The sequence below is a fragment of the Burkholderia sp. GbtcB21 genome (assembly GCF_019091065.1).
In the GTDB taxonomy this organism is placed as follows: Bacteria; Pseudomonadota; Gammaproteobacteria; order Burkholderiales; family Burkholderiaceae; genus Burkholderia; species Burkholderia pyrrocinia_C.
Genome location: NZ_JAGXKA010000007.1, coordinates 125,252 through 138,953, shown reverse-complemented (window position 1 = coordinate 138,953; position 13,702 = coordinate 125,252). Strand labels below are relative to the sequence as shown.

The 13,702-nt window shown below is 68.6% G+C and carries 14 protein-coding genes; 8 read left to right on the top strand and 6 right to left on the bottom strand.

What is annotated here, in order from left to right:
* Positions 1-30 precede the first annotated feature (30 nt).
* The 4 genes from KVT39_RS18050 (at position 31) to KVT39_RS18035 (ending at position 3,834) form a co-directional block, all read left to right on the top strand.
* Positions 31-954, top strand: coding sequence for a DMT family transporter (locus KVT39_RS18050; RefSeq protein ID WP_175746375.1), 924 nt, complete (start codon positions 31-33; stop codon positions 952-954).
* A gap of 67 nt (positions 955-1,021) precedes the next feature.
* Entirely contained in the window at positions 1,022-1,801 is a 780-nt protein-coding gene (locus KVT39_RS18045) for a HAMP domain-containing sensor histidine kinase (protein ID WP_217589905.1), read from the top strand.
* Between the two features lie 76 nt (positions 1,802-1,877).
* Complete coding sequence (locus tag KVT39_RS18040) at positions 1,878-3,221, top strand: hemolysin family protein (protein WP_105392296.1); 1,344 nt, start codon at positions 1,878-1,880, stop codon at positions 3,219-3,221.
* Positions 3,222-3,249: 28 nt separating this feature from the next.
* Positions 3,250-3,834, top strand: a complete 585-nt coding sequence (locus KVT39_RS18035) for a thiamine phosphate synthase (protein ID WP_105392330.1) — start codon at positions 3,250-3,252, stop codon at positions 3,832-3,834.
* An 87-nt stretch (positions 3,835-3,921) separates the two neighbouring features.
* Here the strand turns inward: KVT39_RS18035 and KVT39_RS18030 are convergent, their stop codons facing one another.
* Positions 3,922-5,574 carry a DUF3459 domain-containing protein gene (locus KVT39_RS18030; protein WP_217589975.1) on the bottom strand — a complete coding sequence of 551 codons (1,653 nt, stop codon included), beginning with the start codon at positions 5,572-5,574 and terminating at the stop codon, positions 3,922-3,924.
* Between the two features lie 303 nt (positions 5,575-5,877).
* Here KVT39_RS18030 and KVT39_RS18025 point away from each other — a divergent pair, with 303 nt between their 5' ends.
* Both KVT39_RS18025 and KVT39_RS18020 read left to right on the top strand, forming a co-directional pair.
* Positions 5,878-6,585 (top strand): class I SAM-dependent methyltransferase, encoded by a 708-nt coding sequence (locus KVT39_RS18025; RefSeq protein ID WP_217589904.1) that lies wholly within the window; start codon positions 5,878-5,880, stop codon positions 6,583-6,585.
* Positions 6,586-6,678: 93 nt separating this feature from the next.
* The gene (locus KVT39_RS18020; RefSeq protein ID WP_217589974.1) at positions 6,679-7,347 is read left to right on the top strand and encodes a glutathione S-transferase; all 669 of its coding nucleotides are present in this window, start codon (positions 6,679-6,681) and stop codon (positions 7,345-7,347) included.
* Positions 7,348-7,353: 6 nt separating this feature from the next.
* Here KVT39_RS18020 and KVT39_RS18015 read toward each other — a convergent pair whose 3' ends face one another.
* On the bottom strand, positions 7,354-8,007 hold the full coding sequence (locus KVT39_RS18015; RefSeq protein ID WP_034185170.1) for a DUF1345 domain-containing protein: 654 nt from the start codon (positions 8,005-8,007) through the stop codon (positions 7,354-7,356).
* A 139-nt stretch (positions 8,008-8,146) separates the two neighbouring features.
* Here KVT39_RS18015 and KVT39_RS18010 point away from each other — a divergent pair, with 139 nt between their 5' ends.
* Positions 8,147-8,878, top strand: a complete 732-nt coding sequence (locus KVT39_RS18010) for a metallophosphoesterase (RefSeq protein ID WP_217589903.1) — start codon at positions 8,147-8,149, stop codon at positions 8,876-8,878.
* 42 nt (positions 8,879-8,920) lie between these two features.
* On the opposite strand, the gene KVT39_RS18005 is transcribed toward KVT39_RS18010, so the two are convergent.
* A complete protein-coding gene (locus KVT39_RS18005) occupies positions 8,921-9,616 on the bottom strand; it encodes an RES family NAD+ phosphorylase (protein WP_175747008.1) in 696 nt (231 codons plus the stop codon).
* 2 nt (positions 9,617-9,618) lie between these two features.
* Positions 9,619-10,038 carry an MbcA/ParS/Xre antitoxin family protein gene (locus tag KVT39_RS18000; protein ID WP_034185167.1) on the bottom strand — a complete coding sequence of 140 codons (420 nt, stop codon included), beginning with the start codon at positions 10,036-10,038 and terminating at the stop codon, positions 9,619-9,621.
* Between the two features lie 233 nt (positions 10,039-10,271).
* Here KVT39_RS18000 and KVT39_RS17995 point away from each other — a divergent pair, with 233 nt between their 5' ends.
* On the top strand, positions 10,272-11,054 hold the full coding sequence (locus KVT39_RS17995) for an ABC transporter substrate-binding protein (RefSeq protein WP_034185166.1): 783 nt from the start codon (positions 10,272-10,274) through the stop codon (positions 11,052-11,054).
* A gap of 941 nt (positions 11,055-11,995) precedes the next feature.
* On the opposite strand, the gene KVT39_RS17990 is transcribed toward KVT39_RS17995, so the two are convergent.
* Together KVT39_RS17990 and KVT39_RS17985 are read right to left on the bottom strand one after the other, a co-directional pair.
* Positions 11,996-12,154 (bottom strand): hypothetical protein, encoded by a 159-nt coding sequence (locus tag KVT39_RS17990; protein ID WP_175746378.1) that lies wholly within the window; start codon positions 12,152-12,154, stop codon positions 11,996-11,998.
* Positions 12,155-12,214: 60 nt separating this feature from the next.
* Positions 12,215-13,678, bottom strand: a complete 1,464-nt coding sequence (locus KVT39_RS17985) for a sigma-54 dependent transcriptional regulator (protein WP_034185165.1) — start codon at positions 13,676-13,678, stop codon at positions 12,215-12,217.
* Positions 13,679-13,702: the final 24 nt, after the last annotated feature.

The window sequence follows — 13,702 nt, the reverse complement described above, 5'->3', positions numbered from 1 at the left end:
TTCGCCGCCAGCAATCTTCAGAAGAATCCGATGAAGTCCGAAGCCCGCAAGCACCTCCGCGCCAACCTGCTGATGCTCGCCGCCGCCGCGATCTGGGGCTCTGCGTTCGTCGCGCAGCGACTGAGCCTCGACGTGATCGGGCCGTTCCTGTTCACGGGGCTGCGCTTCCTGCTCGGCGCGCTCGTGCTGATTCCGCTGCTGATGCTGAACGCGGCATCGCGCGCGCAACTCGCGGCGATCCGCCGCGAGCCGGCGCTGCTGCTGCCGGGCCTCGCGCTCGGCGGGCTGCTCGCGGTGTCGATCTCGCTGCAGCAGTTCGGCCTGCAGTACACGCGGGTCGCGAACGCAGGCTTCATCAGCTCGCTGTACGTCGTGATCGTGCCGCTGATGGGTGTGTTCGCACGCCACAGGATCGGCGCAGGCACGTGGTTCGGCGCGCTGCTCGCGGCGATCGGCCTGTATTTCCTCAGCATCGACGAGCACTTTTCGGTGCTCTACGGCGACTGGTTCCAGCTCGCGGGCGCCGTCATCATCGCCGCGCACGTGATGGCGGTCGGCCATCTCGCGAAGCGTCACGATCCGCTCGTGCTCGCGTTCATGCAGTTCGTCGTCTGCGGCGTGGCGTGCCTCGCGGTCGGCCTGGCCGTCGAGCCGGTCAGCGTCGCGATGCTGCGCGGCGCGCTGCCGACGCTGCTGTACGGCGGGCTGCTGTCGGTCGGCGTCGGCTATACGCTGCAGGTCGTCGCGCAGCGCGACGCTGCGCCCGCGCACGCGGCCGTGATCTTCAGCATGGAAGGCGTGTTCGCGGCGGTCGCCGGCTGGGCCGCGCTCAACGAAACGCTGACGCTGCGCGCGCTCGTCGGCTGCGCGCTGATGCTGGCCGGCCTGCTCGCGTGCCAGTTGCTGCCGAACGGCGACGCGCGGAAAAAGGACGAAGACGCGCTGCCGGCGTGACACGCACCGTCCCTATAATGACGGTTCGCGTGACTTCCACGCCAACCGCTTCCGACAGGCCTGCTCCGTGACGTCCACTTCCGTCGATCCCGCCGCCGACCTGCTGCGCGAACGCGCAGCGCACTACGCCACCCAGGCGGCGCTGTTCCTGCGCGACCAGGCGCTCTCCACCGCGTCGCACGACCTGCGCAGCCCGCTGAACGCGATGCATAGCTGGGCGTACGTGCTCGAGCGCCAGCTCGCCAATGCCGATCCGAACCTGCAGCGCGCGCTTGCGGGCATCCGCACGGGCATCGACCAGCAGGTGACGCTGATCGACGACGTGCTCGATGCGCCGCGCGCGGAAACGCGCACGCTCGCGATCGCGCCGCGGCCGTTCGCGCTGCGTGCGCTGCTCGACGACACGCTCGCGCTCGTCCGTTTTGCGCTCGCCGACGCACGGCAGGTCGCGCTCGACGCGACGCTGCCGGACGACGAACCGTCGCTGTCGGCCGACCGCGAACGCATCGCGCAGGCGCTCTGGACGATGCTGACGGCGGCCGTCGAGGCCAGCGCCGCCGGCAGCCGCGTGACGTTCGCATGCACGCGCGACGGCGCGCAGTTCGTCGCGCACGCCACTTGCACCGTGAGCGCCGGCGCACTCGCCGATCCTGCACAGCCGCATGCGTTCGAATCGTTCGCGCGACGCGAAATGCTGCGCGAGCGCGACGCGAAGCGAATCGCGTGGGCACTCGCGCTGTGCCAGCGCGTCGCGCTCGCGCACGGCGGCACGTTCGCGCATACCGCGTTCGCCGACGGCGCGACCGCCACCATCACGCTCGCCATCCCCCGCGAGGCGCCGGTGTAAGCAATCGGTTGTCCAGAACATTACAAATTCCTTGCCGGCCCTATACTGATGGGCCTGTCATAACCGGAGCGATTCTTTGTTACAGATCTTCGCGCTCATCGGCGCGTTGTTCCTGGTGGCCCTGAACGGGTTCTTCGTTGCGGCCGAATTCGGCCTCGTCAAACTGCGCGCGACGCGCGTCAAGACCCTTGCCCGCAAGCACGGCCTGCGCGGGCGCATCCTCGGCATCGTGCATGGCCGGCTCGATGCGTATCTTTCCGCGTGCCAGCTCGGCATCACGCTCGCGTCGCTCGGCCTCGGCTGGGTCGGCGAACCGGCCTTCGCGGAACTGATCGGCCCGCTGCTCGACCTGATCGGCGTGCAGTCCGAACGCGTCGTGCACCTGATCTCGCTCGTGTTCGCGTTCTCGCTGATCTCGTTCCTGCACATCGTCGTCGGCGAGCTTGCGCCGAAATCGATGGCGATCCGCCAGCCCGAGAAGATCGGCCTGTGGGTCGCGCTGCCGCTCTATGCGTTCTACTGGGCGATGTATCCGGCGATCTGGGTGCTCAACAATAGCGCCAACGCGGTGCTGCGGCTCGCGGGGCTGTCGACCGACCACGGCGGTGACGCGCACTACTCGACCGACGAGCTGAAGCTGATCCTGCGCAGCCGCCGCAGCACGGCCGGCAACGCGGCACAGCCGGCGCGCGGCACGTACAGCAACGACGAGTGGAACACGCTCGCGCATTCGCTCGATTTTTCGTCGATGACCGTGTCGGACCTGATGCGGCCGGCCCATGAAATGATCGGCCTGCGGCGCGACCTGCCGCTGCCCGACAACATGGAGATCGTCGCGCGGCACCGCTTCAGCCGCTATCCGCTGTTCGAGGATGCGTCGCGCGAACAGGTGAGCGGGCTGATCCACCTGAAGGACCTGCTGCTCGCGCGTCACGCGGGCGCGGCGCTCGAAGACCTGTCCGACTACGTGCGCCCCGTGCAGTACGTGAAGCCCGACACCCCGGCGCTCGAACTGTTCCGCCGCTTCCGCAAGGGCGCGCCGCACTTCGCGCTGGTCGGCAACAAGGGCGAGAAGCCGATCGGCTTCCTGACGCTCGACAACCTGCTCGGCGCGCTGGTCGGCCAGATCCACGACGAGTTCCGCCAGGGCGATGCCGACTGGAGCCGCCTCGACGACGGCACGCTGATGGGCAAGGGCAGCCTGCCCGTCGTGTCGCTCGAGCAGGCGCTCGGCATCGACATCGACGAAGGCCGTGCGGAATCGGTCGGCGGCCTCGTGATCCAGGCGCTCAGCGACCTGCCGACCGAAGGGCAGCGCGTGTCGTTCGACCGCTTCGACGTCGTCGTGAAGAAGATGAACGGGCCGCGCATCGTGCTCGTGCGCGTCTATCCGAAGATCGCGAAGGAGGCCGACGAATGACGGCCCCTCGTTGTCGTCGCCGCGCGCGATGAACGCAACGCTGCCGCGCTGCTGCGTGATCACGCCGGAACCGGCGTCCGCGTCGGCGGCCGATTGCGATGCGTTCCTCGACCGGCTGTCGGCCGTGCTCGCGCGCGGCGAGACGCTCGTGCAACTGCGCGTGAAATCGCTCGATGCGGCCGCGTTCGCGCGGCTCGCCGCCGCGGCGCTCGCGCGCTGCGATGCAGCCGGCGCGCACCTGATGCTGAACGGCCCGATCGATGCAGCCGGCGTGATGCGGCTCGACGGCGCCGGCTGGCATCTCGACGGCACCGCGCTGCGCGCCGCCGCGCAGCGGCCGTTGCCGGCCGGACGATGGGTGTCCGCCGCCTGCCACACGCGTGACGACCTGCTGCTGGCCGCACGCGCCGGCGCGGACTTCGTCACGCTGTCGCCCGTGTTGCCGACGCTCAGCCACCCCGGTGCGCCGGCGCTCGGCTGGAACCGATTCGACGCGCTGGCCGCGCAGGCCGCGATGCCCGTCTACGCGCTCGGCGGGATGACGCGCGCGCATCTCGACGACGCGCGCCGTCACGGCGCGTACGGCATCGCGGGCATTCGCGGGTTCTGGTAACTCGGGGAGTTCCGGCAGTGCAGCCGCCGGGCGCGGGCGCGCCCGGACGTTCGGACAGAGTTATGCGTTCACACGCCCAGGCGCTCGTCAGGCGTTCAGGTTCGGACGCGCCCCGCGCCACGAGCCGTCGTCGATGCGACGCACGTCGTGCGTGAGCGCGTACCGGTTGACGTCACCCGTCAGCCACGCAACGAGCGAGTACGGCGGCAATTCCCCTTCATCGACCCGGTCGCGCGCACGCGCCGGCGTCTCGAACACGACCTGCCCTCTCGGCGCATCGAACGGCACCGCGTCGGGCGACAGATTCAATGCGATCGTCAGCGTCTCGTCGTCGGCGAGCCGCCATGACGCGAGCAGCGCGTCGGCATCGCCGTCGCCGTCCGCCTTCAGCGCATGCGCGTCCTGCGGCCGGCAATCGGACAGCCGCGGCGCGATCAGCTTCGCGCGCACCGCGAGCGCCGACTGCACGAAATGCGCGCGATCGGCGTCGCACGCGGTTTCGTCGAAGATCAGCGGGATTTGCGGCGTGAGCAGCGACAGCGCGAGCCCGGCCAGGCCGGCCTCCTGCCCTCGCTCGCCCTGGCCGCAGTCGCGCCACGCGCCATCGGACAGCACCAGCGACGTCAACGACAGCCCGGTTTCGGCGGCCATGCCTTCTGCCGGCGCAGCCGGCTGAAACGCCGCGCCGGCCGCGGTCAGCGCGCGGGCGAGCGTATGGATCGACTGGTGCGTGGAAATGCCTTCGTGGGCCGATGTGTCGCGCCCCGTCAGCCGGTGCAGCGCGCGTTCGCCGCAACCGTTCCACTGCGCATCGAAATGGGTATCGGCGAGATGCGCCGGATGGCGCTCGCTGCCGAGCACGAGATGGATGAACCGGTCGGCCGGCACGGCCGCGCGCACGCGGTCCGCGATCTCGCGCAGCCACGACACGCCGATCCGGTCGGCCTCGCGCAGGCGCAGCCCGTCGCAACGGTATTCGTCGATCCAGTACAGCGCGTTGTCGCAGAAGAAATCGCAGACGTCCGGATGATCGAGCGCCAGCGGCGGCGCCTGCAGCGGATCGTCGCGGGTATGGAAGAACGGCTCCGTGAAGTGGCGCAGCGCGTCGGTGCCGCTGCCGAAGCGCGCGTAGTCGAGTTCCAGCAGCACCGCGAGGCCGAAGCCATGAGCGTCGTCGATCAGCGCCTTCAGCGCATCGGGGCCGCCTTCGACGGCAAGCGGCGCGAACGGCAGGCTGTCGTGCGGCGACGCGAGCAGTTCCAGCGCGGTCACGCCGAGGCGCGCGAGCTGCGGCAGGCGGCGGCGCACGCCGGCGAAGCCGCCCACCGCATGCGGGCGAATCGCGTAGAGCGCCATGTCTTCCCACGCGCGCCCGCGCCAGAACGTGTTGCGCCACGTGAACGCGCGCGGATCGACGACCTCGCTCGGGCCGTTGAGCCCTTCGGGTTGCGAGCGCGACGCGGGATCGGGAATCGACACGGCATCGTCGAGGCGATAGCGGTAACGCGCACCCGCGCCGCAATCGGCGAACACTTCGAACCAGTTCGTGCCGGCGGCCGTCATCGGGACGAGCGTCGGGCCGTAGCCGGTATCGAGTTCGAGTTGGACCTGCGTGCTGCCCGGCGCCCACACGCGAAAATGCGTGCGCTGTGTCGTGCCGAGCGCGCCACAGGGCTGCGCGCCAAACGGCAAACAATGAATGTAGTGCTGCGCGTACGGATCGTGCGGACAATCGGACATCATGCGCTCCTCGTGCGTGCCGAGCGGCATGGCCGCGCCACTGGCGCGGCGCATCGGGGCCCGGCATGCGACGGCCAGGCGGGGGGAGAGAATCGAGTATGCGCCGGATTCGCCACCGCGATGCATCATGTTCAGACATTTTTAAATGCGAATCGACCCCTGGAAAATCGGCAGTCCACGCTTGCCGAATCGGGTAGTCGGCATACCGGAATGACCGCTCGCCTTGTTGCGTCGACCACGCACGCTTACGCTCTGCGCGATGCTCGCGGACACGTCGTCCGCGCCCGACCCGAGGACCCCGCCATGTCGCTTCCCGCCAGCGCCGCGAAATTCGATCCGGTACGCGCACACGAATACGCCGAACAATCGCGCATCGCGCTCGCCGGCTACGATGCCTGCCACGAACTGACCGCATGCATGCTCGCGTCGGCGATCGGCGTGCCCGATGCGCGGATACTCGTCGCGGGCGCGGGCGGCACGGGGCAGGAAATCTGCGTGGCGGCCGCGCTCGAGCCGGGCTGGCAATTCACGGCCGTCGACCCGTCCACGCCGATGCTCGCGCTCGCGCGCACGAACGTCGAAACCGCCGGCTGCGGTGCGCGCACGACATTCGTCGAGGACAACGTCGATGCGCTGCCCGGCGCCCCCGCGTTCGACGGCGCAACGCTGATCGGCGTGCTGCATCACGTCCCGGGCGACGCTGCGAAGGCTGCGCTGCTGCACGCGATCGCGCGACGCCTGAAGCCCGGCGCGCCGCTCGTGCTCGCCGGCAATCATCGCCGCTACGCGGACCACCCTCGCCTGCTCGACGCGTGGCAGCAACGCTGGCGCATGAAGGGCGCCACGCCCGACGCCGTGCGCACGCAACTCGCGAAGATCCTGCAGGGCGCCGATCCGCCCGCATCCGAGGAAGCCGTGTTCGGCCTGCTGCGCGACGCGGGCTTCGATGCGCCGCTGCGTTTTTTCGCGAGCCTGTTCTGGGGTGCGTGGATCGCGGTGCGGCGCGCATAACGGCTTGAAGCGGTTCGAAACGACGGGCGACGCGGCGCGTACTCGCCGCGCGCGCTGGGTATGATGTCGTTCCCGCCCCCTTCCGGCCTCGACATGCTCACCGTCCATCACCTGAACAACTCGCGCTCGCAGCGCGTGCTCTGGCTGCTCGAAGAACTGGATGTGCCGTACGAGATCCTGCGCTACGAGCGCGATCCGAAAACGATGCTCGCGCCGCCCGCGCTGCGCGCGATCCATCCGCTCGGCAAGTCGCCCGTCGTCACCGACGACGGCCGCACGTTCGCCGAATCGGGCGCGATCATCGAGTACCTGGTCGAACGCTACGGCAACGGGCGCCTCGCGCCGCCGCCCGGCACGCCCGAGCGGCACGATTTCACGTACTGGCTCCACTACGCGGAAGGGTCGGCGATGCCGCCGCTGCTGCTCAAGCTCGTCGCGCTGCGGATCGCGCATGCGCCGATGCCGTTCTTCGCACGGCCGATCGCGCGCAAGATCGCCGCCACGCTGCAGTCGGGCTTCGTCGATCCGCAGATCGCGCTGCATCTCGGCCATATCGACGGCGCGCTGAATCGCACCGGCTGGTTCGTCGGCGACGGCTTCAGCGCGGCCGACATCCAGATGAGCTTTCCGCTCGAAGCCGCGACCGCGCGCGGCGGCGGCAGCCGGTATCCCGCGATCGCGCGCTTTCTCGACACGATCCACGCGCGGCCGGCGTACCAGCGGGCACTGGAACGCGGCGGTCCGTACGACCTGCTCAAGTAACCGGCGTCAACTCAGCAACCCCGCCGCGACGTTGATCGACAGCCCGAGCACGGCCATGTTGAAGTAGAACGACAGGATCGACTGCGCGAGCACCGCGCGCCGCGCGGAGCGGTTCGCCAGCGATATGTCGGCGGTCTGCGACGCGACCGCGAGCGTGAACGCGAAATACAGGAAATCCCAGTAATCGGGTTCGGGGTTCCGGTCCGGGAAGCGCAGCGCGCGGTCGCTGCTCGGCGAGCCGTAATAGAGCCGCGCATAGTGCAGCGTGAAGATCGTCGGAATCAGGAACCACGCGCCGAACAGCGTCGCGCCCGTGATCGCGTAATGGCTGAGCCCCGCGCGGAAGCCGACGCTCTTGGCGGTCGCGAGCTCGATCGCGATCGCTGCCACGCTCGCGACGGTCGCGAGGCAGACGACGGTCAGCACGGTCGTCGCGTTTTCGTCCTCGCGGATCGCGACTTCGCGCACCTTGTGATGATGCGCGGTGACCATGCGCACCCACATCAGCACGAGATACAGCCAGACCGCGCAATCCCAGCCGATCAGCGTACGTGCGGTCAGACGCAGCGGAAACGGCAGCAGCACCGCGCACAGCAAGCCCGCGACGAACGCCGCGACCATGCGCGGCCGGTTGCGTAATACCTGCGGATAAAACGTCATCGTGAAATTCCGAAAGCGGATGGAAAGGGTTCGAACGGTACGCGGGACGGCCCGCTGCGTCGCGCCGGCGGGTACCGCGCCCCGATTATCGCCATTCCATCGCGACGTGGCGACGGGCACGAGCGCCTAAGATACTGGGATGACTGCCACCGCCTCCCTCTGCCGCCACCCCGCGAACACGGCCGGCCGCGACTTCGTCGTCGGCGACCTGCACGGCTGCGTGGACGTGCTGCGCGCGCTGCTGCACGACATCCGCTTCGATCCGGCCCGCGACCGCCTGTTCTCGGTCGGCGATCTCGTCGACCGTGGCCCCGCGTCCGAAACCGCGCTCGACCTGCTCGACCGCCCGTGGTGCCACGTCGTGCGCGGCAATCACGAGGAAGTGCTGAGCCTCGTGTCGCACGGCAAGCTGTCGCCCGACGCGTGGCGCGGGATCGGCGGCGACTGGGGCGCCGACCTGCCGCCGGAACGGCTGCACGCGCATGCGGCACGCGTCGACGCGCTGCCGCTGGTGCGCGTGATCGGCGACGGCCCCGAGCGCTTCAACGTGCTGCATGCGGAATTTTTCGGGTCGGACGCCGACCTCGATACGGGCAGCTATTCGCACGACGTGCGCGAACGGCTGATCTGGGGCCGCGATCTGGTCCAGGGGCTCGCCGATCCGACGCGGCAGGCCGGACTGTCGCTGACCTGCACCGGGCACACGCCCGTGCGCGCGCCGCAGCGGATCGGCGCGCAGTGGTTCATCGACACCGGCGCGTTCGCGCCTTCCGGGCGGCTCACGCTCGCCGAGCCGCGCACCGGCAGCACGTGGTCGATGACGCAGGCCGAGGCGCGCGAACGCCACGCGGGCGACTGGCCGCTGCCTTAGTCCCCTCGCGCCTTCACTCCCGCAACAGCCCGCGAGCGAACGCTAGCCGACCTGGTTCAGTTCGAACACCGCGTCGACGGCCGAGCCGTTCCAGTTGTATTCGAGGTAGGCCGCGTGATGGCAGTCGCGCAGCAGCGCGGTGCGGAATGCAGCCAGACACTCGCCGCCCGGGTCGCGCACCGACGGATAGACGATCCCCGCGCCGCCCGCGTTGCGCACCGCGCGGCCGAGCGCCTGCCCCGCGCTGTAATCGAGCGGATGCAGCAATGCGGGATCGCGCTGCGGCCACGTGCGCACGTCGGCCACGTCGCCCTGCGCGAACACCGTGTAGAGCCGCATCTGCTGGCGCATCGGCGGCTCCTTCGTCGCGGCCAGGAACAGCGCGCCGTGATAGCGCGTTTCGGCGATCGCGGTGTCGCGCGAGCGGGCGCAGTAGAACACGCCGTAGCTGCCGTCGGAAAAACGGCTGCCCTGCGGATTCAGGTGCGTGAACGCGGCCATGATCGGCCCCCAGCCCAGCCCGTAGCGACGCTCGGCGGGCGGCACCAGGTCGAGCGTGCCGACTTCGTTGCGGATGCGGTCGTTGGTCAGCGATTCGAGCGCGTACAGCGCGTCGAAATCGTCCGCCGACGCGACGCGGTCGAACAGGTTGATGGCAGGGAAACGGGTGGGGATCACACGATAGGCAGGCGCCCAGTCGACGGCGGTCGTGGGCCATTGTTTTGCTTCGATCGGCATCGTCACGCCCAGCCACCTCGCATCGCGTCGAGATATTGCCGGACGGCGACCAGATCGCCGACGTTGCCGGCCAGCATCCGGTCGAGTGCGCGCTTGCCGCCGAACGGCGCGGCATCGTTGGGCCGCTTGACCCATGCGTCGGCCGCGGCCGGCTGCGGCAGCAGGATCTGCAGCGCCTTGTAGATGCCGAGCAGCAGCGACAGCCGCTCGAGCGTATCGCGCGGCAGCCGCGCCGATTCCGGCGCCGCCTTCCACTTGAAGAACGTCGAACGGCCGGGCGACCCGAGCAGCACGATCTGCTCGTCGATCGTCAGTTCCCAGTCGCGCGCGATGTTGAAAAATGCACGCAGGCCGGCCGCCGACATCTGCGCAAACGAAGCCTGCGGCGGGGCGGAATGCGAATCGTAGGCAGGCTGTGACATGATCGTTAGTCTCGAAATGAATTCACTAACAAGACTAGTCCATTTTCGTATTTTTGCAAGGGTCGACACCCGACGATCGGCCATTTCTTCCGGCAAAACGATATTTTTTGTCCATTCTGGACTCTTATTTTATTTTCTGCGTTAATGGCCATACGGACAGCGCGTGCAGACGCGGTCCTGTCCGCGGAACCGTGTCGCACAGAACCGGAAGCACCACGCCAAGGAAACGCACCATGAAGAGACTGATTGCCGCTGTTTCGATCGCCCTGCTCGCGGTATCCGCAGGCCCCGCCGCCGCGAAGGACTGGACCACGATCCGCTTCGGCACCGACGCCAGCTACGCGCCGTTCGAGTCGAAGGCGCCCGACGGCAAGCTCGTCGGCTTCGACATCGACCTCGGCAACGAGATCTGCGCGCGCCTGAAGGCGAAGTGCGTGTGGCTCGAGAACGATTTCGACGGAATGATTCCGGCGCTGAAGGCGAAGAAGTTCGACGCGGTGCTGTCGTCGATGTCGATCACGCCGCAGCGCGCGGAGCAGATCGGCTTCACGACGAAGATCTACAACCAGCCGACGCGGCTCGTCGTGAAGAAGGGCTCGCCGCTGCTGCCGACGGCCGAATCGCTGAAGGGCAAGTCGATCGGCGTCGAGCAGGGCACGACGCAGGAAAGCTATGCGAAGGCGTACTGGGGCAAGCAAGGCGCGAACGTCGTGTCGTACCAGAACCAGGACGGCGTATATGCGGACCTGACCTCGGGCCGCCTCGACGCGGCACTTCAGGATGAGGTGCAGGCCGCGATCGGGTTCCTGAAATCGCCGCGCGGCGCGAACTACCAGTTCGTCGGGCCCGAACTCGTCGACGAAAAGGTGCTCGGCATCGGCGCCGGCATCGGGCTGCGCAAGGAAGACACCGACCTGAAGGCGAAGATCGACCGCGCGATCGTCGACATGGTCAAGGACGGCACCTACAAGCGGCTCGCGTCGAAGTACTTCGACTTCGACATCTACGGCGGCTGAAACGGCGTCGCGCGCGTACGGGCGACACTCCCGTCGCGCGCGTCCGACCGCCCCCCCCTCACCCCCCGGGCGGCGACGGCATTGCGCCGTTCACCGCCGCATCGAGTTCGTCCTCCGTCGCGTGCACTGCGCAACGTGTCGAATCTGATTCGGATTGCAGATCAATTGCACCGGCTCGCGCGAACGATGGATAACGCGACCGGATATCGTGCGAATTCAGTAGCCGAAGATCGGGCGTCGCGATACCGGCGCCCGTGTGCACATGCCCTTCCGAATCGGGTCTGCGCGCAGGAAAGTGCCGACCCGGCGCGGATGACCGGCAATCAGCCGGATCCGCCTCGCACCGGGCGCGGAGAGATGGCCTGTCGATGCATGCCGGCCGGCTGCGAGAGCGACGTTCGACCGGCGATGCCCCGCATCACTGCGATCGCGGCCTGCGAGCCGCGGCGTGTGGCGATCGATCATTTTTCTACCCCGTTTTCAGTCTGATGCTTGTTCCGGCAACCGGACGATGCCGGTGCCCCGACGATCAGGCGACGACGTTCCATGCTCGCCGGAACGCGACTGCTGCGCCGCGCTCCGCCGCCGCATCCCCGCGGACTGCGTCCTGGCCGGTACTGACAGGATTCGCTGCAGAACCGGCCGGACCTCGCGTCGTCGACTTTCGTACGTTCATATTCGCAAGGAGCGGGCCAGCTTCGCGCGAGCCCATCCGCACAAGGGGTTCGGCGCGCGGGACGACGGCCGGAACGGGTGCGGAATACCGGAAGTTGCGAATCTGAAACATGCGGCGCGCGGCATGCGCCGGCCGCGTGGCGGCCTAGCCTTGCGGGATAAGGCTGAACAATCGACATGGAATTTTTACCGGCCGGCACCGTTCCGATCGGTCCGATTCGCCGCGGAAATTCGCCCGGTTGCCGACGCGAAATGTTTCATGCGCTTTACATGCGGTCGGCGGCATCGGCGCCGCCGCTCGTGCGCGGGCCGGCCTCGTCGTCACGATGCTGCTCGCGCACGGCACCGCGATGCCCGGGCTTGCGCGCGCATGGAGCGTCGTCGCGGTCGTGCCGTGCATGCCGCCCGTCACGTTCGTGCTGCATCGGCCCTGGACGTATCGCCGAACGCCGACACCGAACCGGGTCACGCGCTTGACGCGCCGCTCAGCCGACGCGCTGATGCCCCGCGTCGCCGGACGGCGCGCCGTCGTGCCCGCCGTTGTTGTCGTGATCGTTCAGCCCGTGCTCGATCATCATCCGGTAGAGCGTCACGCGCGAGATGCCGAGTTCGGCGGCAGCCTTGTTGATCCGGTGATCGTTGCGCAGCAGCGCATTCTCGATCGCGGCGCGCTCGGCGAGCGCCCTCGCCTGTTCGAGCGTCACGGGTTCGGTTTCGCCCGGCGTCTCGAGCCCGAGATCGTGCGGCGTCAGCAGCCGGCTCTCGGCCATCACGATCGCGCGCCGCACGCGATTGATCAGCTCGCGCACATTGCCGGGCCACTCGTAGCGGCGCATCGCGTCGAGCGCGGCCGACGTGAAGCCGCTGATCTTGCGGCCGCTGTCGGACTTGAACTTCTGCAGCACGTAATGCGCGAGGATGTCGATGTCCTTGCCGCGCGCGCGCAGCGGCGGCTCGTGGATGCGCAGCACGCACAGGCGGTGATAGAGATCCGCGCGGAAGCGCCCGGCCTCGACCGCGCCGTCGAGATCCACGTGCGTCGCCGAGATGATCCGCACGTCGACTGTGATCGACTCCTGTCCGCCGAGCCGTTCGATCTTCCCTTCCTGCAGGAAGCGCAGCAGGCTCGCCTGGCTCTCGACCGGCATGTCGCCGATCTCGTCGAGAAACAGCGTGCCGCCGTTCGCCGATTCGATCCGGCCCGCGCGCCGCTGGTTCGCGCCGGTGAACGCGCCGCGCTCATAGCCGAACAGCTCCGACTGCAGCAGGTGATGCGGAATCGCCCCGCAGTTGATCGCGACGAACGGCCCCTTGCCGCGGCCGGAACGCTCGTGAATCGCGAGCGCCGTCAGTTCCTTGCCGGTGCCCGACTCGCCGGAGATGAATACGCTCGCGTCGGTCTTCGCGACCTTGCGGATCGTGCTGAACAGCTGCTGCATCGCCTCGCAGTTGCCGATCATCCCGTGCTCGCCGATCGACGCCGCATAAGCTGCGCCGTCGACGCGGTCGAGCGCGGCCATCCCGCGCGCATGGCCGAGCACATGCGAAATCCATTCGTAGGGCAGCGGCAGCGTCACGTAATCGAAACAATAGCTGCGGATCAGTTCGCGCACGGCGGGACCGATCGTGATGCCGGCCTGCGCGATCGAAATCCAGCCGATCGCAGGCTGGCTCAGGCACGCTTTCAGCGCCGGATAGTCGCGCGACGTGAACCCCGTGAAATCGACCAGCCCGGCGGCGACGTTTACGCCGGACGTCATGTTCTGCGCGGCGCCGGCTGTCTTCGCGACCGCGATCTCCCAGCCGAGCCCGCGCAGTTGCGCAAGCAGCGGCTCGTCGGGCGTACGCATGATCACGAACAGCTTGCGGCCGGCCTCGGGAGCGGTGACGGACACGGGCGTCGTCTCGGGCGCCGCATTCCCGTTTGCGTCGGGTGACCTTGCAACCATCGTTGTTCCCCGCTTGGCGTTGGT